Annotated in this window: 14 protein-coding genes; 3 read left to right on the plus strand and 11 right to left on the minus strand. The window is 57.3% G+C overall.

Features of this window, described 5'->3' with window-relative positions; translation table 11 throughout:
* Positions 1–2 precede the first annotated feature (2 nt).
* The 6 genes from OQH67_RS07105 to OQH67_RS07130 form a co-directional block, all read right to left on the minus strand.
* On the minus strand, positions 3–1,922 hold the full coding sequence (locus OQH67_RS07105) for an amidophosphoribosyltransferase (protein WP_215436766.1): 1,920 nt from the start codon (positions 1,920–1,922) through the stop codon (positions 3–5).
* 63 nt (positions 1,923–1,985) lie between these two features.
* Positions 1,986–2,987 (minus strand): phosphoribosylformylglycinamidine cyclo-ligase, encoded by a 1,002-nt coding sequence (gene purM, locus OQH67_RS07110; protein WP_215436769.1) that lies wholly within the window; start codon positions 2,985–2,987, stop codon positions 1,986–1,988.
* 114 nt (positions 2,988–3,101) lie between these two features.
* On the minus strand, positions 3,102–3,563 hold the full coding sequence (locus OQH67_RS07115) for a DoxX family protein (RefSeq protein ID WP_082770178.1): 462 nt from the start codon (positions 3,561–3,563) through the stop codon (positions 3,102–3,104).
* Positions 3,564–3,725: 162 nt separating this feature from the next.
* The gene (locus OQH67_RS07120) at positions 3,726–4,694 is read right to left on the minus strand and encodes a GDSL-type esterase/lipase family protein (protein WP_215436772.1); all 969 of its coding nucleotides are present in this window, start codon (positions 4,692–4,694) and stop codon (positions 3,726–3,728) included.
* A 13-nt stretch (positions 4,695–4,707) separates the two neighbouring features.
* Entirely contained in the window at positions 4,708–6,249 is a 1,542-nt protein-coding gene (locus OQH67_RS07125) for a sialate O-acetylesterase (protein WP_215436775.1), read from the minus strand.
* Between the two features lie 8 nt (positions 6,250–6,257).
* Positions 6,258–7,034, minus strand: coding sequence for a VC0807 family protein (locus OQH67_RS07130; protein WP_215436778.1), 777 nt, complete (start codon positions 7,032–7,034; stop codon positions 6,258–6,260).
* Between the two features lie 222 nt (positions 7,035–7,256).
* Between OQH67_RS07130 and OQH67_RS07135 the strand changes: the two genes are divergently transcribed.
* Positions 7,257–9,071 (plus strand): DEAD/DEAH box helicase, encoded by a 1,815-nt coding sequence (locus tag OQH67_RS07135; RefSeq protein ID WP_215436781.1) that lies wholly within the window; start codon positions 7,257–7,259, stop codon positions 9,069–9,071.
* A 250-nt stretch (positions 9,072–9,321) separates the two neighbouring features.
* Here OQH67_RS07135 and OQH67_RS07140 read toward each other — a convergent pair whose 3' ends face one another.
* Positions 9,322–12,330 (minus strand): SGNH/GDSL hydrolase family protein, encoded by a 3,009-nt coding sequence (locus OQH67_RS07140; RefSeq protein WP_215436784.1) that lies wholly within the window; start codon positions 12,328–12,330, stop codon positions 9,322–9,324.
* A gap of 103 nt (positions 12,331–12,433) precedes the next feature.
* The gene (locus OQH67_RS07145; RefSeq protein ID WP_215436793.1) at positions 12,434–13,237 is read right to left on the minus strand and encodes a PEP-CTERM sorting domain-containing protein; all 804 of its coding nucleotides are present in this window, start codon (positions 13,235–13,237) and stop codon (positions 12,434–12,436) included.
* 830 nt (positions 13,238–14,067) lie between these two features.
* Here OQH67_RS07145 and OQH67_RS07150 point away from each other — a divergent pair.
* Positions 14,068–16,221: a sulfatase-like hydrolase/transferase gene (locus OQH67_RS07150; RefSeq protein ID WP_215437849.1), complete on the plus strand. Its 2,154-nt coding sequence runs from the start codon at positions 14,068–14,070 to the stop codon at positions 16,219–16,221.
* 9 nt (positions 16,222–16,230) lie between these two features.
* Entirely contained in the window at positions 16,231–16,866 is a 636-nt protein-coding gene (locus tag OQH67_RS07155; RefSeq protein WP_215437851.1) for a DUF805 domain-containing protein, read from the plus strand.
* 237 nt (positions 16,867–17,103) lie between these two features.
* Here the strand turns inward: OQH67_RS07155 and OQH67_RS07160 are convergent, their stop codons facing one another.
* From OQH67_RS07160 to OQH67_RS07170, 3 genes are all read right to left on the minus strand, one after another.
* The gene (locus tag OQH67_RS07160; RefSeq protein WP_215437853.1) at positions 17,104–18,684 is read right to left on the minus strand and encodes a hypothetical protein; all 1,581 of its coding nucleotides are present in this window, start codon (positions 18,682–18,684) and stop codon (positions 17,104–17,106) included.
* A 26-nt stretch (positions 18,685–18,710) separates the two neighbouring features.
* On the minus strand, positions 18,711–21,599 hold the full coding sequence (locus OQH67_RS07165; RefSeq protein WP_215437856.1) for a sulfatase-like hydrolase/transferase: 2,889 nt from the start codon (positions 21,597–21,599) through the stop codon (positions 18,711–18,713).
* Between the two features lie 155 nt (positions 21,600–21,754).
* Entirely contained in the window at positions 21,755–22,630 is an 876-nt protein-coding gene (locus tag OQH67_RS07170; RefSeq protein ID WP_215458943.1) for a PEP-CTERM sorting domain-containing protein, read from the minus strand.
* Between the last annotated feature and the right edge of the window lie 2 nt (positions 22,631–22,632).

Raw genomic sequence — 22,632 nt, forward strand, 5'->3', positions numbered from 1 at the left:
GCCTACAAGGGCAAATCGTATGCACGGCCCCCTTTACCCTCAAACCAGCGCATGTATGCCACATTAACTGTGGTGTAGCCGCCCGGCGTGGGATAGTCGCCCGTAAAATACCAGTCCCCGCAGGGTCCTTCAATGGAGGCGTGGAGGTTTTCGATGGTCTGGAAGATGACTTCCACCGGGCACGGTGCGTCGTGCGGAGTGACCAGGCGGGTGATTTCCCGTGAGATTTCCGCATCCGTCAGGCCGTTGTAAATGGCTTTGACGCAGTTGCGGCGTTCTTCCCTGGGTTTGGCCAGTTCCGCCTTGCACGCCTGGAAGACTTCTTCCAGCAGGCGGCCTTTCCCGTGCTGCTTGATCAGGGAGACTGCGGCCTGGAAGGCGATGAAGTTGCCCAGTTCGGACATGTCGATTCCATAGCAGTCCGGATACCGGATTTGCGGAGCGGTGGAAGCGACGACGATTTTCCGGGGATTGGTGCGTCCCAGGATGCGCAGAATGGATTTTTTCAGCGTGGTGCCGCGGACGATGGAGTCGTCAATGGCGACGAGGACGTCTTCCGGCCCCACGGCTCCGTATGTAAGATCATATACGTGGGAGACGAGCTGGGCGCGGCTTTTTTCCTGCGTGATGAAGGTGCGCATCTTGATGTCCTTGTGCGCGATTTTTTCACCGCGCGGCCAGCGTTTCAGAATGGCGCTGTCCAGCATTTTTTCATCCAGCGTTCCGTTCCGGAGGGCTTCCAGAAGCTGGGCATGGACGCGTTTGCGGCGGTATACCCTCAGTCCTTCCAGGAGTCCGTAATAGGCGGTTTCCGCCGTGTTGGGAATGTAGGTGATGGCGGATTTGTCAAAACGGTCTTCCAGGGAGTCCACGATTTGAGGCGTCAGGGCCGCGCCGAGAGCCTTGCGTTCCCGGTAGACGATGGGGTCGTTGCCGCGGGAGAAGTAGATTTTTTCAAAGGAGCAGGGAGTGGGTTTCAGCGGGGTGGTGAATTCCGTGATGGCGTGCGTGCCGTCCGCCTTGATGGAAAGCATGTTGGCGGGGGGAAGCTCGTACACCTGTTCGCTTTCCACTTCAAATACGGTCATCAGGGGGACGCGTTCGGAGGCCACCGCGATGAATTCGTCCGTAATCAGGTAGTGGCAGGGGCGGATGCCGTGGGGGTCGCGCAGGCAGAAGTAGTCTCCGTTGCCGATGGCCCCCATGATGGCGTAGCCGCCGTCCCAGCGCTGGGCGGAGTTGTGGATGATTTCCTGAATGTTGAGCTGGGAGGAGATGGCGTGGGGAATTTCCGGACCGGGCATACCGCTGTCCCGCAGGGCACGGTAAAGGTCCGTATGGGCTTCGTCCAGATGGTAGCCGATTTCTTCCAGGACGGTCTGCGTGTCCGTGCCGAAGACGGGATGCTGGCCGCGTTCAATCATGCGCTGGTTGAGTTCCGGCGTGTTGGTCATGTTGAAGTTGCCCAGCACCATCAGCGTGCGCGTGGGCCAGTTGGTGCGGCGCAGGTAGGGATGGCAGGAGCCTTCGTCAAAGAGGCCGGAGGTGCCGTAGCGCAGATGCCCCATCAGGATTTCACCGCCGTAGTCGAAGTTGTTCTTGATGTCTTCCGCATCTTTCAGGTTGACCTGGCCGCGGCGGATTTTCTTGTTGAGCTTTTTGATCTGGCCGTTGAAGATGGTGGTAAGGGCGTCCTTGCTGGCGTCCCTGGTGCGGAACAGGTAGGGTTGCCCCAAAGGCATATTGAGCTTCACACAGCCGATGCCCGCGCCGTCCTGGCCGCGGTTGTGCTGCTTTTCCATCAGGATGAGCAGCTTGTTGAATGCCCAGAGGGTACTGCCGTATTTGTCCTGAAAATAAGAGAGAGGCTTAAGCAGGCGAATGGCGGCTACGCCGCACTCGTGTTTAAGAAAATCGCTCATGGGATTGATATGAAAGGATTGTCCTGCAAGTGTGGTGTAACCGACGCGGTAAAATGATGTTCTTTATTCGCCCTCTACTTTTACATGAATGCCGCGGCCTTCTCTGAGTGTGCCGATCACTACGCCGCCCGGGCCTGCCTTGAGCGCGGCCTCCACGTCTTCCGGTTTGACGATAGCCACCCAGCCGATGCCCATGTTGAACGTGTTGAAGCGGTCTCCGGCGTCCACGTGCTTCAGTATTTTCTGGGCCGCTTCATTGTCCCAGTACGGAATGGTCAGGTCCGCGCCATAGTCTCCCAGGAAGCGTTCCAGGTTTTCCGGGAGGCCGCCTCCGGTGATGTGGGCGTATGCTTTGGGAATGACGTTGGAGCGGCGCATGTCTTCCACCACGTCGTGGTACAGGCGGGTGGGCTGCAGCAGGGAGCGGAGTTCCTCTTCGTTGACGACGTCCGGGTTTTCTTCCAGAACGCGGCGGATGAGGCTCCAGCCGTTGGCGTGGAAGCTGTCGGATTTGTAGCCTATGAAGATGTCTCCGGGGCGTACGGTCGCAGGATCGATCAGCTTGCTTTTTTCACAACACCCGATGCAGAAGCCGGAAAGCTCCACGATGGATTCCGGAACGACCCCGGGCATTTCAGCCGTTTCTCCGCCGGCGAGGATGCAGTTGCAGGATTCCAGATAGTCGCACATGCCGGCCACCAGGCGCGTAATGCGCGTGCGTTCCGTTTCCAGATTGGAGATGCCCAGATAGTCCAGGAAGAGAAGGGGATCACCTCCGGTGGTAAGGATGTCGTTGACGTTCATGGCCACGAGGTCCTTGCCGGCGGTTTCCACCATGTCCAGTTCAAAGAGGATTTCCGTCTTGGTGCCTACGCCGTCGCATCCGGTGACGATGACGGGTTCCTGATAGGAACTCAGGTCATAAGCGGCGGCAAAGAGACCGAAAGCCTGGTGCAGAGAGCGCTTTTTCTGTGTTCTTTTAACGTGAGAACTGATGTCGGATACAAAAGCTGCCGCTTCCTTGGTATCGACCCCCGATTGCTTATAGGTTAACTTGCCGGACATTGAACGGATGGACTGGGTGTGGCCACATCCTAAAGGAAGGCCCCTGCCGCGGCGAGTGAAAAAAGAAGTATTTTTGCCATGAGGCGTCGCGGGCCGGGGTCTTTTACGAGGCGCTTATTCCACCTCTATTTTGCAGTCCCGCCGGAGCCACCATGCATCCACGGAGAATTTGCCGGGCCCCGTGTAAAAGAGGGTCAGGTAAATCAGGAGGTAGATGGCCGCCAGTTCCTGGGCACCCCAGCCGGACAGGCCAAGGTAAAGGAACAGGGCCACGCACATGTTGATGATGAGGATCAGGGAGGCCAGGCGCGTCAGGAAACCGAAAAACAGAAGAACGGAACATCCCACTTCCGCTCCTACGCAGAGCAGCAGCGAAAGGAAGGAACCGATACCCAGCGGGTCTTCAAACATGGCCCAGTTTCCGCTGAGGAGCATGTTCAGCTTCGGGATGCCGTGCACCAGCATCATCGCGCCCACGCCCAGGCGCAACAGCAGAACGCCGAAGTCCATGCTGGTATTTGTGGCAAGTGATCCCAGCAGGCAGCATGCGGAAGATTTGCATTTATTCTGTTCCATGCACTGTATGACCTCGCCGGAAGCAAAAATGCTCAAATAAAACGCAATATAATTTCCATTGAGTCCTTTCCTTTGACGGCCAGTGCTGTCTGACAAATATCCCGTAAAGAAAAAGGGCCGTTCCCTCGTGAGAACGGCCCTGGAAAAAGAGGATGAAAGGCGTTATTTTCTTGGCGGCAGCAATTTGAACGCGGAAGGGGATTTGGCGGATTTGATTGCCAGGGGCTTCGTCGGGTCCGTTTGCGTTTCCGTTCCGATGCTGATGATGATCCTGTCTCCGGGGTGAACAACCGTGGCGTTTTCAAAGACCAGCGTTCCGGTTCCGTCCGTGAGCCTCCAGCCGTCCAGCAGGATGCCGGAGTTTCCCTTGTTGTTGATAATAAGGCTATCCGTGCCTGTTTCCAGCTGGGGAGCCGGCTGTTTGATTTTCATGTTTTTCACCAGTTTGGCGAAGGTGATTTCCGCAATGCGCCTGGCGCCTTCCGCCGTAGGGTGCAGGCCGTCCACATACCATTCCGGATGGTCGGAAAGGGGGGTGAGGGCGTCAAAGAGTGCGGCTTTGTGCCTGCGTGCTACGGAGGCAATCAGTTTTTCCGCTTCCGGCCGATTGGCGGCGGAACCGTTGTCCGATAAGGCGTATTTGCGTACGTCCGGATAGCAGTTGCCGGGGAAGGCTTTTTTGCCGAGCGGTCCGCGGTAGTCCGGTCCCAGCATGCCCCAGGCAAAGAATCTGGCTTTCGGGCTGGCGGTTTTCCATGCCTTGAACAGGTCGTCGTAGCCCTTGACGAACAGGTCGGGATTCCACCAGCGCCCCGTGTCGTTGATGCCCAGGTTGCTGATATAGATGTCCGCCTTGAAGTCCAGGGCCTGCTTGTGCTGGGGGGTGCTTCCGAACCAGCGGCCTGCCTGTCCCGGATAGTTTCCCGCCGTTTTTCCAGGGTTGCCGAATCCCTTGACGTCATAGTCCGGCCCCATCAGGGTGGCGAGCACCTGGGGGTAGCGGGCATCTCCCGGCTTGAGCCCGGAGCCGAACGTGATGCTGTCTCCTACGCAGGCTACCTTGACGGGGGCCGCATGAAGACTACCGATGAAGAGAGCGGACAGGACGGATGCGATGATGGCCTTTTTCATTTGTTTGATTTTGTTAGCGTTGGGCAGGTTTCACGGAGGAATTCGTGCGGAATGCCCTGGCGGGCAGTCCTGCTCCGTTGACCAGGTTGGGCGTGACGAAGGGGGCCCAGCAGTATCGCGCTTCCTTGGGGCTTTTCACGTCCGGGGAGGTGAGCTGGATGACGGCGTTGTCCCGTGCGGAGATGATTTTTGCTTCCGCCGGGTGGTAAACGCCGTCCGCCCCGGCAATTTCAAAATGGGCCGGAGGCTGCCCGTCCCTGGTCGTCAGTCCCGCAGCGTGGCCCATCTGGATCAGGAGTTTGTTGCCTTGAGCTTTGGCGGCCTTGAATGACGGACCTTCACAGGGAGTTTTCCTGCCGTATATTTTGTTCAGGGCCGTGTCCGCCAGACGTTCTCCCACAGGCTGCTTGTCAGGAGGATGCACGTCGGAGTTGACGGATCCCAGATCGATGGTGTTGACGCTGTATACCTTGGGAAGAGTGTTTGCGATTCGGTCCTGAACTTCCCGGAATTCCGGCCATCCGGCCCGCAGGGCGGATTTGTCGTTGATGCGGGGGAGCTGAACCATCAGGAAGGGCAGGGACGGGTTGGAAAAGGCCTTCCGCCAGGAAGAGATAAGCGTACCGAGAAGCATGGCGTTTTGCTCGTTGTCAATGATTTCCGCATCGGATTCCCCCTGGTACCAGATGATGCCGCTGATGGGGAACCCGGTTATCCAGGAGATTCCGGATTCATAGAGGAAGGCGGGTTTGAAGGGGTGGTTCGGGCTCCCGTCCTTGAGTCTTGGCGCAATGTTCTGCCTGGCGCGGCCGCGCACCCAGGCGGAGACGAGAGGGGATTGCAGCCAGTCGTTGCCCCGCAGGCTGCGCAGACTGCCGTTGGAGTTAATGACGGATTGGGGAATCCAGGCGGCCATTTCGGAACCGCCCAGGGAGGAATGGATGATGCCTACCGGGATTCCCAGTTCCTGGCGGAGCTTTTTGGCAAAGTAGTAGGCTACGGCGGAGGTGGGGGCGGAGGATTGCGGGGAACTGACCGCCCATGACCCCTTGTAGAAGCTGTCCGTTGTGAGAGAGTCAAAGTCCTTGTCCGTGTATGCTTTTCCCGCCGTGTGCGCCTGCGGAACGTTGTTGAAGATGCGCAATTCCGGATCGGCTGAAGCGGCGATATCCTGCTGCCTGCCCGTGGGGGTCTGGTCCAGGCGGAAGAGCATGTTGGACTGGCCGGAGGCCAGCCAGACTTCCCCTACCAGTACGTCTTTCAGCGTGGCGGTCTTTCCGTTCTGGGAGGCTGTGAGCGTTTGTCCGGCAGCATTGGGCTGCATGGGTGGCAGGGTGACGGTCCAGTTGCCTTTGGAGTCCGCTTTCGTTTTCAGCGTGGCGCCGCCGAAGGTAACGGATATTTCCTTGTTGGGTTCCGCCGTTCCGGAGACCGGAACGTTTTTCCCGTGGGGCAGGACCATGTGGGAACCGAATACCCGGTTGAATTGCGGTGCGGCCGCCCATGCCGCATTGAGTGCGGCCGCCGCCAGGATGAATGCAATGTAGTGACGCATGATGAGGTTTATTTGAGAAGGATTTCATCCCGCGTGAGCCCGGTCAGTTTCCCAAGGCGCCTGATCAGGTTGATCATGATGAAGATGAGGGCCGCCAGGATGGGAACGCCGATGATGAGGAATCCCCACCAGGTGATGCTGCCGATGGCTACGTTGTAGGCTACCTGCTGTTCTTCCGCAGGCAGGCGCATGACGGAGGACATGAAGGAGAGGCTCAGGAAGAAGTTGCCTATGGAGGACGCCACGAGCGTTCCTGCCAGAATCCATGACGAGCTGGCCAGCAGGCGCTGGTAGTCCCGTTCCCTGCCGCCGGATGCCACCGCCTGCTCTATTCTGCGGACGTCGAATAGTTCCGGTGTATAAATGAACATGTTGAGCAGGGGAGCGCTTGTGGAGCGGGAGACGATGACGGCAGCAGCCAGAATGAGGGGAATCAGCGCTTCCTTGCCGGCAAAGAGCCAGGGAGTGGCGCCGTGGATGCGGCCGCCCGGACCGATGACGAAGATGCTGATGATGCCGGTGAGCAGCACGCCGGCCATGCCCACGCCGGACATGAGGTCGAATTTTTTGGTGACGACGAGGGAACGGATTCCGTACACCAGCGGAAGGGACAGGGCGATTACCAGGGCCCAGACGGGGCCGATGTGCCAGAAGCTTTCTCCGGAAGGTCGTTCCAGCGGGTTGGCGGGACCTGCGCTGCAATAGTCCAGGATCAACACCGGCAGAAGGATGTTGATGAAGATGCCGAGGAGAGAGGAACGGGAGCCGGATTGCGTTTTATCCATGAATTGAATGATGTGAGTTCGTAACATACGTACAGGTTTCCCCGCAAGTTGCAAGCCCGTGTGCGAACGTAAAGACCAGAAGGGGCGGAAGCGGCCTTTTTCCGGGAGAATGGACGCCCTGCGGAAATCGTGGCATGTGGCTGCATGTTTCGTTCTTTTGGCTGGACACGGCGGGCAATAATGTTCAGCTTCTCCCGTGGCTCTGACCGAGCCTTTTTCCCCATGACTCAGACATCTTCATTTTCGACGCTTGGCATTTCACCGGAAGTTCTGGAGGCCATCGAGGTTCTCGGCTTCGACACCCCGTCCGCCATCCAGGAACAAGCCATTCCCGCGGCCATCGGAGGGTCTGATATTGTGGGGCTTTCCCATACCGGTTCCGGCAAAACGCTTGCGTTTGCCATTCCGGCCCTGGAGTGCATTGATCCGGATGAGCGCGCCGTCCAGGTGCTGGCCCTGTGTCCCACGCGGGAACTGGCCGTGCAGATTTGCCGGGAGGTGGACAAGCTGGCCCTGTTCATGGACGGCGTTTCCGCGGTGCCCATTTATGGCGGTTCCTCCTTCCGCCCCCAGTTGGATGCGCTGCGCCGCGGCGTGCAGTTCGTGGTAGGTACCCCGGGCCGCGTGATGGACCTGATGGAGTCCGGAGCCCTGCGCCTGGACCATCTCCGCATGCTGATTCTGGATGAAGCGGACGAGATGCTGGACATGGGATTCCTGGAAGATATCGAACGCATCGCGGAGGCCATGCCGGAAACGAAGCAGACCCTGTTTTTCTCCGCCACCATGTCTCCGGAGATCAACCGGCTGGTGAGCCGTTTTATGAAGGATCCCGTTCAGATTACGATTGAACGGCCTACGCTGACGGTACCCACGATTGAGCAGCTTTATTACGAGGTGGTGTTTTCTTCCAGGATTGAGGTACTCAGCCGCCTGCTGGATACGGGAAAGATCAAGATGGGGCTGGTGTTCGCCAATACCAAGAAAGTGGTGGATGACATCGTGGACGGCCTGACGGCCCGGGGGTATGCCGTTGACCGTCTTCACGGTGACATGCCCCAGATCATGCGGGAGCGTGTGATGGACTCTTTCCGCAAGGGGAGCCTCCGCCTGCTGGTAGCTACGGATATTGCCGCCCGGGGCCTGGACGTGGACGATGTGGATGCCGTGGTGAATTTTGAATTGCCGCGCGATCCTGAGGATTACGTGCACCGCATCGGCCGCACTGCGCGCGCCGGGCGCAAGGGAAAAGCCATTACGTTTGTAGGGCGCCGCGATTTTTCGCTGATGAGCCGGATTGAGCGCTTTATCGGCGTCAAGCTGACTCCAGAACCGGTGATGACCGCCGTCCAGGTGGACCAGCTGCGGACGGAATCCCTGGTGGATGATATTCTGGAACGCCTGAAACCGGATGCTATTCTCCCGGAAGAATTGAAGGATGTGGAAGCGGCCCCGGAATCCCTGGCGGCGGCCTTGTTTGATTTGCTCAGGGAGCGTACCCACCGGGAAGTGCAGCCTATTCCGGAAGATAAGCCCGCTCGCCGGCCGCGCCATACGCAGCAGTCCGGAGAGGATGGGGAAAGCCCACAGAAAGGGGATTCTTGGATGAACAAGGATGATACGGTTACGCTGTTCATGAATGGCGGCCGTATGATTGGCCTGCGGCCCAAGGATATTGCCGGGCTGTTTTACAATACGGTGGAGATGGAGAAAGGCGCCGTGGGCGATATACGAATTTTTGCCAAGCATTCCCTGATTGAAGTGGACGCCTCCGTGGCTCCCCAGCTTCTGAACACTCTGGCGAACGCTACGATTTGCGGCTATGAGGTCAATGTTCGCGAGGACAAGGGCACGCCGGGATATTCCGATGGTCCGCGTCCCCCGCGCAGAAACGGCGGGTTCCGCGGCGGCTACCGTGGTGACCGGGACCGCAATGACCGCGGGGGCTTCAGGGGAAACCGCGGCGGGTTCCGCAGTGACCGGGAAGAGCGCTGGGGCGACCGGCCCCGCAAGGATGACAGGAAGAAGAGGTTCTGACGCCTGTTCCCTTTCTGCAAGGAGGAGTGTTTTCTCCTTCACGGTCACCATGGGCTGTCTTTGCCTGGCGGTTAAATCCTCCGTTTTTCCGGCGCGGAAAATTTCGGTGTTTATACAACATGAGGCGGCCTTTCCTTTCAAGAGAAAACATCATCCCTCACGCCGTATCTGAAAAAAATCCGGGGTTGTCCCGCGCCTGGCGGGACAACCCCTTCAGTTCCCATTGAAGCCTGAAGAAAACAAAGGGCCGTCAATGGGAAATTTTTCTGCTCCTCCTCCACAGCAGGGCGGCCAGTCCCAGCAGGCTGAGGGTTGCGGTTCCCGGTTCCGGAACCTGGGCGAAGATCATGGCGGTGTTGGCCTGGGGGTCCGTCGTCATCTGCGCGTCATAGAGGACGCCGTTGCTCAGGAATTTGATATTGTCCAGATTGGCGGGAATTTCCGTCAGGGAAAGCGTGTAGTTGCTTGTTCCGGTGATGTCCACGATGACGGAACCCGCGGTAAGCGCCTGAAGCGTCAGGGCCGCGTTTTCCCCCAGCACCAGGGATGTCAGGTCCGAAGCTCCGGCCAGCGTCAGGGCGCTCCCGGATTCAATGGTCAGGGTGAGGGCGCCGCCCAGGGAATCCAGCGTGGTATTGGTGCGGTTGACCACGGAGACGTGGGTAAAATCGCTCAGGGAGGCCTGGAAGCTGTTCACGGTTACGTGGTCCAGAATCAGGGTCCGGTTGCCGCTGACATTCGTGCCGCCGCTGATGGCTCCCGCGTATTTGTCGAACCCGTAGGCCGCCGTGCCGGAAGCGAGGTCCTTGATGCGAACCTCGGAATTTCCGCTGACGGTGCCTCCGGAGCCTCCCCCTGAGATGCCGCCCCAGGAAGAACCGTTGTGAAGCACGGCGGAGTTACCCGTCACGGTGACGGACGTATTGCCCCGGACGGAGCCGCTGGTTCCTCCCGCGTAAACGTTCCCCTTGACGAGGCCGCCCGTCACGTTCACGGAACTTCCCTGCATGATGCTGTCCCCCTTTCCCGCCCCGTACACGGAGCCGGAGATGACGCCGCCCGTAACCGTGGCGTTCGTGCCGCCGTCAATGGTCCCGGTCAGGCCGCCGCCCATCACGTCCCCGTTCACGCTGCCGCCGTTGACGTAGACGTGCGTGCCCCCGCCGATGGTTTTATCGTTTCCGGAGAAAATGCCGCCCATGACCTGGTTGGAAAACGTGCCTGAATTGATCACGATGTCCACATTTCCCCCAATGTTGGATTCGAAGGAACCTACCACGGAGGAAGCGTCGGTGTTTGTGAAGGTGCCGAAGGATGCTTTTTCCGCGGAGAATTCCAGATAAACGTTTCCGGTCACCTGGGTGGAGTTCACGGCGCCGAAGACAGTGCTTCCTCCCTCGGCGGAATCCGTGAAACGCAGATAGGCGCTGCCGTCGAGCGTGCCACCGTTTTGATAGGCTCCGGCTCCGTGGGCTCCGTACCAGTTAGAAGCACTCCCTTCCTTGGAGATGGTCAGCCAGACGTCGCCCGTGTAGTTCCCGCTATTGCCGTAAATATGGGTGGCGCTGCCGGAAGTGATGGTCGCGGAGACGGAGTTTCCCGTCTTCCCGGTGGAAGAATCCGCCATGGAGCGCGCGTTGAAGTCCCCGGAGCAGGCCAGGCCGTCCCTGACGTGCGTGAAGCCCTTTTCCGGCCAGACGATGTTTCCCTGCGGGGCGCCTCCCCCCGCGTTGCCGGAACCGGAGGAGATGAACGCGTTGTCCTTGTTGACCAGTCCGGAGGTGGTGGGGGCGTAGGAGCCGGTCCCGTCCAGGGCCAGGTCTTTGATGATGGCGTTCCCCTTGCCGTCATACTGGATGATGACGCCGTTGATGGCGGAACCGGAGGTGACGGAAAGGGCCTCCCCGATCAGCATGTCCCCAAGCCAGATGTAATAGCCTCCCTTCAGGCCTTCCTGTTCATTGCCGTTCACATAGGCCATGCGCAGGCTGTCCGTGTTGGCGGACATGTCCATGGAATACAGGATGGTGTCCCCCCATTTGATGTAGGCCTCGCAAATATTGAGCGTTCCGTAAAAGGAGCCGTTGCCCAGGCTGACGCTGAACTGGTCGGAGACGTTCCAGCCGCTGGCCGCTCCGTCTCCCAGGCTCAGCGTGAAGTCAAAGGTGAATCCGCCGGACAGGTCGGTCCCTTCCGTCCATGTATGGCTAATCATGCTGCTACCGGGCTGTCCCAGGCTGATGCCGGCGGAAGACACCGTGACGTTGGACACGGCAAAGCCGACATCCGTCAGATCCTGCACCCCGGTCCATGCGGGGGCCTGGCCTCCCTGGTGGAAATTGACGGCCAGATCGGAGACGGCTTTTCTCTGTTGTCCCGCGGAACGCCCTGCGTAGCCCATGGCCTTGGCGATGTTGCCCGCCATGATGAGGTCTCCCTGCGCGTTGGGGTGCAGGCCGTCTTTTCCAGGGGCGTTGAACATGGAGCCGACGCCGTAGAACGGGGTTTTGGAAGCCACGTCGATCATCCCCTTGTTGACGTCGATGACGGAGACTCCCTGCTTGTTCTGTCCCCAGGATTTCAGGGAATCATTATAGGTGTTTACGGCCGCGTGGGTGGCGTCGGAGTTGGCATTGCCGTGTGTCGTCCAGCAGGGAAGAGTCATCACGATGACGTTCGCACTGCTGTTGGCAGTGAGCATGCTGTTCACGATGGAATCCATGTTGCCCAGCAATGCGTTCGTGGCGTTCTCGATGCGGTCGCCCAGGGTTGCGTTGTTCCCGTCGGACAAAAGGTCATTGGTGCCGATCATCAGGAAAAAAGTGTCCGGCGTGTCGGCTCCGGTAAAAGTCGGCCCCGTATAGGCGGCTCCGTTTGTCTTGGTGCCGGAATGGCCCAGCCAGTTGTCGATGTTGGAGCCGTTAAAGCGGCCTCCGTATCTTTGTCCTGAAATTTCCCATGCCCTGGCGCTGGACTGGGAGGAGTGCTTGTTGTTGAAAACCTGACCCCCATAGGAAGTTCCAGCCGTGACGCCGCCGGAGTTGTTGCCGGTGTTCACGCCTTCCGCGTTGCAGGAAATGCCATTGTCCGCAAAGATCTTGTGCAAGGCCCAGCGGTAGGACCCGCTATTGACGCCGTGGGTGATGGAATCCCCCACGAACATGACATTGCCCAAATCCGTTCCCGAGGCGATGGTGGTTGAGGGGACGGCGACCGCCAGCAGCGCGGCGAGCAGGGAAAGGGGAAGCCTGGTTTTCATGGAAATGGAGAAGAGAATGAAACGGGTATTTGAATTTCAGGTAAAGAACGGCCATCCGGGGCGGGCCGGATGGCCGTGAAAGGTTGTCAGGGATGAATTCCGGTCAGGATCTGCGGCGGCGCAGCATCAGCACGCTCAAGCCCAGCAGGCTAAGGGATGCCGTGGCCGGTTCGGGTACCAGCTGGTTATAGTAACTCTTGAAGGCATTCTCATCCATGACTCCTCCCGTTACAATTTGCATGCCTTCGAGAGTCAGGTCGCTGGAGGTAGTGAAGCTGTTGGTGATGCTTCCGCTGTCGGTTGTTCCTTTGCCTCCTACGAAAAGATGTTCCAATTGTTTGCTGAAGTTGATTCCTCCGCCATTGGATGTGATGCTTCCAATTTTACTACTGTCCAGATAGACATCCAGATTGACATTGTTATCAGAGGTTTTTGTCCATACAACAGACAGATTGCCTGTATTTCCTGTTACGGAGACGGTGGGATCTGTTGTCCCGTATTTCCCGTTGGTTTGGCTGGTACCCCAATAGCCGAAATGAACTCCCCCTTCCTTGTACTGGGCTCCGAAAAGGCCGGCGTAGGCACCAGTTCCAAATTGGGCGGAAAACAGCGTGGAGTCTGTTGCAGCGTTAAGAGTGGAGAGATCGAAGGTCAGGGCTACGCTGAAAGACTGGTTTGCACTAATATTCGGGCGATTCGTTGCTCCGGTCATGGTAAAGTCCAGGGAACCGTTGTTCAGGGAAAGGCCTCCGGTACCTGTTGCGGTGGCATTTATTCCGATCAGGGAAATGCCGTCCTGCGAGGTTCCGCCGAGAAGGCCGGAAAAATCCGTAATGGTGGTGGTTGCACCAAGGGAGACGGAACATCCCAGGGCGGCAAGCAGGGCGGATATAGATTTAATCTTCATGCAGTATAATATGTGAGGGTTGGAAAGGCTGTACGAACAGCGACGTAGGTTCTTTACCGGATTAGAAATCCGCGCTTACTCTCCTCTTTTTTATATGATCGGATAACTGATTCATAGTCAGCTGGAAAAACCTTCCAGCGAAAGACCAGAGCAAACATAGTTTTCTAAAAAAGAATAACTTGAGGTCAATTAAGGATTTGCTCTCCAATATTCGGCATTGTTTGCGGATTTCTAATCCGCCGCAGGGCCGTGCACAAACATGATTTTTGCTTCTTTTTTCTACGCAATGTTCTCCAAATGAAGAAAATATCCATTTATTACTTCTGTCACGCCAATTTCTTTCCGATGGACCGGAAGAGAAGCCCTGACGGGGCGGAGGGTGGGCTGCGGCGCACCGGAACGATCGGTACGGGGTGATCTTTTGCGGTACCGCAGCCGGTACTGGCCTTTCCGTCCGTCGGTTCTCCTCTTCCTCAAGGAGGTGAAAGAAAACAATTGTTTTTCCGAATATATCGGGGGCTGTCCTGAATCAGCAGGATAAAATGGTTCTTCAAGTGTTCTTTGACGCTTTCACATGCAAACATGTTTTCGGAGTACCGTATTGTCCAGGATTTTAGGGATTCCTCTTGTATGTGATAAAGAAGGGCTGAACGGAGGAGGAGAATGCAAATAAGAACAAGGATGAGGTTTCATGACACTCTCCACAATAATTCGTGTGGCTCCATGGTCAATTCGGCGGCGCTGTTTAATTTGCTTGAGGGGAGTCAGGTTTTCTGTAAGATTGGTCGTCCCTGCAACGTTTACATGTTAATCACATTTCCATTTTCAAGATGAAATTGCTGCCCTTCCTGACCGTTTTGCTAACTGCCGCCATTCCCTGCATGGCCGTTCCGGGAAACGCCGTGAACCCTTCCGCCAAACCGGGAAAAACTGCGCGGCCCAATATTATTTTCATCCTTGTGGATGATATGGGTTGGGGCGATCTGGATTCCAACTGGAGCCAGGAGAATTTGAATGGACGCACGGTGGGCAGGAAGAACGAGTTTAAAACTCCGGCCTTGTCAGCCATGGCCCGTGAAGGGATTCAACTGCGCCGCCATTATTCCGCCGCGCCCGTGTGTGCTCCGGCACGCGCTTCCCTGTTGCTGGGCGTACACCAGGGAACTTCCCGCGTGGTGAGGAATAACCGCTTTGACCATCCCATTGAAGATTCCCATACTCTGGGTTCCGTCTTGAAGGAAGCCGGGTATGATACCGCCGCCATCGGCAAATGGGGCGTAGGCGGGGGCGGCCAGAGCAATGGCCCGGTGACGGGCGGCCCCCATCAGCGCGGATTCAATTATTTTTACGGCATTCTGGACCATTTGGCCGGACATTTCCACTATCCTTCCGAGTCCCGAGATATTTTTGAATACAACGGTTATGCCCCGAATCCGGAGTGGAAGAATATCAAGGAGCAGGTTCCCCTGACCGCTTATTCCACGGATTTGTTTGGCGCCCGCGCCAAGCAGTGGATCATGGACCAGCGCAAGTCCGCCCGCAAGACCGGCAAGCCGTTTTTCCTGTATCTGGCTTTTCCGGCTCCTCACGGGAGCCTGACGGTTCCCGGTACGCCCTATCCTTCCGGCGGCGGTGTGAAAGGCGGTCTGCAATGGGTAAAGAAGAACGGCACGGAATCCGCCAATACGGCTTTTGACCCCAAGGCGGAGAAGGATAAGGATACTTATATTTATCCGGACAATTCCCGTTTTCCGAATGAGGTGGCCAAGCGCCATTCCACCATGATCCGTCGTGTGGATGATGTGGTGGCGGATTTGATTCACTTGCTGAAGGATTTGAAGATAGACAACAATACGATGATCGTCTTCACGTCCGACAATGGCCCCCACAATGAAGGGGGCGCCGATATGAAGCATCAGCACGGAGCGCAGAATCCGCAGTTTTTCAAGAGTTACGGGATGATGGACGGCATCAAGCGGGATTGCTGGGAAGGCGGCATGCGCGTTCCCACGCTGGTGCGCTGGCCGGCCCGCATTCCCAAGGGACAGGTCAGCCTTCAGCCCGGACAATTCCATGACTGGCTGGCTACCCTGGCGGATGCCGCCGGCGTGCCTGTTCCGGCCCGTAGCGACGGTGTTTCCCTGATGCCGACGCTGACAGGGCACGCGGACAAGCAGAAGCCCGGCATTGTTTATACCGAGTACAACCACGGAGGCAAAACCCCGGGTTACAAGGATTTCCTGGGTGAGCACAAGGGAGCCCAGCGCGGCCAGCAGCAGATCGTTTTTGTGGACGGCTTGAAGGGGCTGCGCATGGGGGTGAAGGATGCGGACAAGGATTTCATGATTTTCGATACCTTGAAGGACCCGCAGGAAAGCAAGGACCTGGCCGCCTCCAAGCCGGAGCTGCAGGCCCGCATGAAGGCTGCCTCTCTGTCCAACCGCCGGGCGTCCCATCCTTCGAAGACGGTGTTTGATACGGCTCTGGTGCCTGCCGTGGAAGCGAAGGGAGTTCCCGGTCTGAAGTGGTCCCTGTATGAAGGGGAATTCCCCTGGGTACCCGATTTCCGCCAGATGAAGACTCCGGCGGTTTCCCAAGGCGTGACGCAGGCCCCGTCCGTCAAGATGAACGGTCCCAGGAAGCGCGGCGTGGAGCTGACGGGTTACGTGAATGTTCCCGAAGACGGCGCCTACACTTTTTATCTGACTACGGACGCCAACAAGGGGAGCAAGGCTTTTGTCCGCCTGCACGGCATGGAATTGATTGATGCGGACAAGGTGTATCATCCCGGAACGGAAGTGTCCTCCGATTTGGGGAAAGAAAGCAATCCCGTGTATTTGAAGGCGGGCCTGCACCCCATCCGAATTGGTTATGTGGGAACGGCCGGTTCCGGTTCTACACTGACTCTGAAGTGGAAAGGCCCCAATCTGCCCAAGCAGGAAATTCCCGTTTCGGCGTTCAGCCATTCTCCGGATGGCAAGTAAAGCCAATCCATGAGCGATCTTTACGAGTACCAGGCAATTGACGGTTCTTCCAAAGGACCGATTGCCCTGGTGCTTTTGTTGCAGGCCCGGAACCAGGGGCGGTTGTCCAACCAGGCTCTGGTGAAAAAGTTGCCCGACGGGGCTTGGAGGCCTTTGTCTTCCTATATTCCGCCCATGACTGTTTTGGACGAGGATAGAGACAGGGCGGCGGAAGGAGAGGCGAATTGTAGCCGGAGAGTTCTTGTTCCCCATTGGTCACGGAAGAAGCATTGGCGCAGGGTGATCAGGGAGTGGTGCAGTTTCCGGGGGCGTGCAGGCAAGGGTGAGATGCGGGAGGTATATGCCACTCTGGGGCCGGTGTGGCTGGCTGCGGCCTGTCTTCCGGCCCTGGAAAAGTACGATTTTTTCTCCTATCCGGCACCGTGGATGGAAAGCGTCTTTCTGGGGCTGTTTTATATGGTTCTGTCTGTTCTGACCATTCCTCTGGCGGCTACCATGGTACGCCGTCTGCATGATGTGGGGAGAAGCGGTATTTGGCTGGTGTGCCTGGGGCTGCCCGCGCTGGGATGGCTGCTGCTGTGGTATTTGTCTTACGGGGAGAGCCAGCTGGGGGAGAACAGGTACGGGGATCCCCCGTGGAATTGATGTGTTCCAGGGTTATAGGCGCTTGCCCATGGGAGAAGCCTTCTGGTTCAGGAACGGATTCTCCGGAGAGGTGGATACAAGGTGCTGGCGGGAATGGTTCCGATTTGTTCCAGGTAAAGTTTATTTATGGAAAATCGGAGCATGGAAGGCTCCTTCCCTTCGGAGACAACTTACTTTTGCAAGTACAGAGAAGAGGATTTTTTAAGGCCGGAGAGAGAGTTTTTCTACTTTCCCCTTTTATTCCCGCGTCACTTTCAGACGCAGGAAACGACGTTCCGGCGCGTTGTGATTAATCGCTACCCGATCCTGGTACTCGCCGCGGGATGCCGTCGGAGTTACCGTACCCTCGTCATCCCATTTTTTCAGGTCTGCCGAGCTTTCCACAGTGAAGACGACATCCGTGGCATCCGGATTTACCGGCCATTCCAGCACCAGATGCGGAGTGCCATCCACTTCCCTGACCGTCAGCGTGGTGACGCTGCCGCAGGGCTGAAGGGGCGGCAGCCCCGTGGCGTATTTCATCAGGTTGGTGATACCGTCCCCGGCAGGAATGGCGTCCGGAGCGGTTTGGTCTTCCGGAGTGTCGTCTGTAAAATGGTCATTCTTCCATTTTTCATAGGGAGAAGGAATGGGAGTCCAGCTTAAGACCAGAGCGCTTTTTCCTATTGTTTCCTCCCGGTGCAGGGAGAAGCTGCCCGCCTGCTGCCACGGAGCGGCTGTTGCCGGATCATAGGAGACGGAGGGCTGGCCCGTCATGGACAGGGCACTGCCTTCCACGAGTTTCCAGGTTTTGCCTTGTTTTGTGTCCGTCATTTCCGGCAGGGTCACGTGGAGTTCCGCAGCGCCATTCAGGTTAACCGGTCCTTGAGCGCTCCATTTGGCATTTGCCGACGGTTCTGCGGGCAGCGTGAAGCCCAGACGGGTTCCTCCGGCTATGTCCAGTTCCGTCATCCCCTGCAGGGAAGCTGTCGCACCCAGATTCACCGTGCCGGCTTCCACGCTTACCGGAAAATGGCATCGGGAAATGCCTCCACCGAATCCGAGGGTACCGGGCCCCGTTTTCCGCAGGCTTGAGGTGGCGGAGTATCCTGCAAAGGAGTAGATGGGGTCCTCCATGCTGATCAGGCAGTTTTGTTCCGCCTGCATGACCATGCTGACGTTGCCCATGACCGTGATGGAGTTGGCGCCTCCGCCCGAAGAGGTTCCGACGGTCCTTCCGCGGTAGTTGCCGCTGAAGGAGATGGGGCGGGAGGAGTCTGCGGAGTGGAGCGTCAGTTCCGTTTGGCAGGCGGCGTCTTTGCCGGCTGCATAGATGGCTCCTCCCAGCTTGCCCGCGCTGTTGTTCGTGAAGGTGCTGCCGCTTTCAATGTCTGCGGTGCGGGGGGCTTCCCCGTCATTGGCATCCAGGCACAGGGCGCCTCCGTTGTGGGATGCCATGTTGCCGGAAAAAGAAGAGCCTGCCGCGATTTTTACGTTTCCGCGGCAGTAGAGCGCGCCGCCGCTGCCGGATTCCGCCCGGTTGCCGGAGAAGGAGACAGCCTCATTCTGGATGACGGAGCCGGCGTAAACCGCACCGCCCTGGGAAAATCCGCTGACCGTGTTGTTTTCATAGACGGCCGTTCCGGAAATGGTGACTTGGCCGTAGTCCAGCGTGCCTCCCCCGTTGCCCGTTTTTTTTGCATTACTGACGCCTCCTCCGGCATTGATGACGGTGTCGCCCATGAGGAGAGCCCCTGAAAGGAACATTCCAGTGCAGATGACCAGCCTGCCAAGCCGCATGCGGGCAGGAACGGCGGAATAATGGCGTGGTTGCTTCATGATTCTTGTCCTGTTGGTCGGAGTGTTTATTCCTGAAGGGGCACGACGGACGAAGGATCGTCCGGGTCCGTTTCCCCGGGATCGATGAGGCCGTTTCCATTGGCGTCTTCAATCAGGTCCGGTACGCCGTCCCCGTCGGAGTCCACATCCGGCAGGTCCGGCATGCGGATATAGGCCGTGGCGATGATTTTTCCATCTTTTTTGAGGACGGGGTATTGTGCGTCCACCTGGTTGAGTTCCCGGATGAGGGCGCGCGCCATGCGCATCAGGCGTACCTGGTGGGCGGGGTCCTGAGCCAGGTCGTTGCTTTCGCTGATGTCGTCCTTCAAGTTGAAGAGCTGCCACGGGAAGCGGCCCGCAGTTTTGTAGCCGTTGCTGGTCCAGAGGTCCGTATTGGCGTACTGGTCAATATAGTTGTAGATGACTTTCCAGTCTCCTTGCCGGTAGGTGGAGTAGAAGTTGGCGTAGGCATGGTGGTGCGGGTAGTGATGGTAGATTTTCTGGGTGCGGTGGAAGGAGGCGTCTCCCTTGAAGTAGGGGCTGATGTCTTCCCCGTCCACCTTTTGTTCCACAGGCACCTTGAGCTTGAGCATGCTCAGGATGGTGGGATAGATGTCCCACATGGCCACGATGTCATGGTTCACGGCATTTTGAGGAATAGGATATTCCTGCTGGATGGGGCTTTCCGGGGCTACTTCCGCCCATCCCACGATCATCGGAACACGGGTTCCCCCCTCGTACCGGCTACACTTGCGCCCTCTCAGGGGAGCGACTGCGCTGACCTTTTCAATCATGGGAATATTTTGGCTGTAGTTTTGCTGGATGGGGGCGTCTCCCCCGTTGTCGGACAAGAAGATGACCAGTGTCTTGTCGGCCACGCCCAGCTCTTTCAGATAGTCCATCAGATCGCCCAGGGATTTGTCCATGCCTTCAATCAGAGTGGCAAAGGTGCGGAGGCTGGCGTTCACCTGTACTCCGGATTCAAAGGCCGAGCCGTTGGGAACGGTGTATGTATCATAATCCCCGTTGGGGTCCGGATTGCCGTGCGGCTGGTGGACGGCATAGTGAGTCATGTACGCGAAGAAGGGTACATGGTCATCCACAGCCCGCTTGATCTGCTTTTTCATTTCCTGCGTCAGGGCATTCGTCAGGAAGTTCTGCTTTTGCTTTTCATTCGTGGGGGAGGTGCCCTGGGTATGGTATTCTTCCAAGTCCGGGACGTGGTAGGTTCCGGAACCGAAGTTGTCCTGGGAACGGTAGGAGCCCGGCTGGCCAATGGAGCTGCCGGCAATGTTGACGTCGAAGCCCAGGTGGATGGGGTTGGAAAAGAGCCTGGAAGGAGGAGCGAAGTGTGCCTTGCCCACCGTGATGGTCCGGTAACCCGCATTCTGGAGGACGCGGGGAAGGGGAATTTCCGTTTCATCCATGCCTCCCATGTTCCATTGGGGCGCCTGGATATGGGGCAGGGCGCCCCCCGATTCATTGAGTGTGGCGGAGGTGGCGTTGGTCCAGTTGGTGACGCGGTGACGGGCGGAGTTTTTGCCGGTCATCAGGGAGGTGCGGCCGGGGGAGCAGACCGGGCAGGAATAGGCATTCGTGAATTTCAGGCCCTGTGCCGCCAGCCTTTCCATGGAGGGTGTTTTGTAGAAGTTGTTCAGTGCCGTTTTAACGGGCTGGCCGTTTTGATAATAGAAAGGAACGGAGGTGTCCTGCCAGCCCATGTCGTCCACCAGAAAGACCAGGACATTGGGCGTATTTTCCGCCAGAACGGAGATGATGAGAGATTTGCTTTTTTGTGTTCCATCGCCGGCGGTCAGCGTCAATGTGTAGAGAGTTGTTTCCGTCGGTTTGACCCGGAGAGTGCCGGCTCCGTTTTCACTGGTGATGGCGATGTTTTTTCCGTTGGCCGTCAGTTCCAGGTTTTGCGCTTTGACGGTGCTCCAGGTCAAGGTGGCCTCCTCATCCGCTCCGGGAACTACCCTTTTTTTATCCGACTCAAATACAAGGATTTCCGGTTCCTGTTTCTTGAAGGTTACCGTTACTTCCGCCGTGGATTTCGTTCCGTCCTCTCCCCGCGCGTTCAGCACATAGGTAGTCGTTTGTTCAGGGTTGACCGTGATCGCTCCCGTGCCGTTTTCCGTGGTGACGGGAATGTTTTCACCGTCTTTTGTGTTTAAGGTGACTTCTCCGCATTTCCAGGTTTTCCAGCTTAGTTCCGCGCCCGCGGCGCTTCCTTCCATGATTTCAGGCGGTGTAGCGGTGAAGGAGATGATGCCGGGAGCAGGGGAGATCAGGCGCACGGCGTTGATGGCGGAGCGGGTGGAGTCCGCTCCGTTGCCCGTGATGGTGATGACGCCGTTAACAACAGGAACATACCGCAGGGTGACCTTGTTGGCTCCTTCGTTAAATGTGCCGGAGAAGTTTTCCCTGTCCTGGATGGTTTTCACCATGCCGTTGACCGTATAGAGCATGTCGCGGTCTGTGGTGTTGCAATCCCCGTAGATTTCCACATGGCAGTATTCCGCCATGGAGTCGGGGAGCTGGGAGATGACTACATTTTCCGTGCCCCGGATTCCGGCCCAGGAGTCCATGAGCAGGTAGTCACGGTTTTTGTCGGCGGCAAACGTGCCGTTGCTGAAGCAGTAGCCGGGATTGTTGAAGGATATGGAGGCCTGTGTGGCTGTTCCACGAACAGTTTTCAGGCCTGTTGCCGAGGTTTTGGCCGCCGCCGTCGGAGTGATGAAGTTCCATGTTTCCCCTTCCTGCGCCAGTGTTCCGGGCTGGGCATTCAGAAACGCCGCTTCCGTAGCCACGGTTCCGTTCAGGACGCCGATACCTATTTCTTCCGCATTCAGGGAGCCCGTACCGGCCAGGAATAGAAGGAGAGTTGTCGATATGCCGCGGAGGAATTTCATGAGATTCAAGGAGCGCCTGCGTTCCATATTCCTTATTCTAACAAAAAAATGTATATTCTCAATGGGGAATCCCTCCGACCGGATGATTCCGTAAAAAGAAATCAATGGAGACCGTCATTGTTGCGGCCTCCATTGATGAGAGAGCTTGAGTCGCATTAAGCCCGGCGGCGGCGCATCGCCAGGACTGCGAGACCCAGCAAGCCGAGAGAGGCCGTGGCGGGTTCCGGGATGCTGGATAATGCAAGAGCGTTGATGTTGCCGGTACCGTTTGAGGTCAGACTCAGCGTGGTGTTGTCCTTCGTGACCGTAAAGGTGTATTCCACCAGAGCCCATTCTCCTGCTCCAGATTCCGAGAATAACGTCGTGCCGGAAAGTGAGGCATTGGAACCGGCCGAATAGTCAAGCAGGGTGGCGGAGAGACCTTCTATATTCCCGGTCAAATCATAGGTTGAAGAGGCGGTTCCAAAAGAGTTGCCGCGTCCTACAAGCATGGTCAGCGTATAGATTCCGGCGGAGAGTCCCCGCATCTGCATGGTGTAAGAGCCGGAATTTTTATTGATGCATCCTCCGTTGTTGCCCGTTGTGATGTCGGAACCGAATGTGTCAAAAAACTTGCTGGAGTTGTCAGGATTATGGGAACTTTGAATATTGTCTGCTGTCAGGACGCCTTGGCCACCGCAGGCCCCTGCTCCTGTTACCAGAGTGATACCCGTAGATGAACCATCGAAGTTTTTGAGGGCGCCGCTTGTATAACTGCCCCCTGAACTTCCGGTTTTGATCAGATTTACTTTGCCCTGTTCTCCAAGATAGGTGCCATCCATGGAGGATGTACCTTGAGCCAGGGAGTTTACGCCGAATGTTATCACCACCGTGGCCGCTTGAACCGCGATGGAGGAGAGTGTGATGAGGGCCGCCAGGAATAATGTTTTCTTCATAGACAGACTAAAATATGTGGTTAATGGTGGCGAGTTGACCGCCACTCCATTTGTCAATAGCGGATTAGAAATTCGCTGAAAATCCGATGAATCCATTT

The organism is Akkermansia biwaensis (genome assembly GCF_026072915.1).
Classification (GTDB): Bacteria; Verrucomicrobiota; Verrucomicrobiia; order Verrucomicrobiales; family Akkermansiaceae; genus Akkermansia; species Akkermansia biwaensis.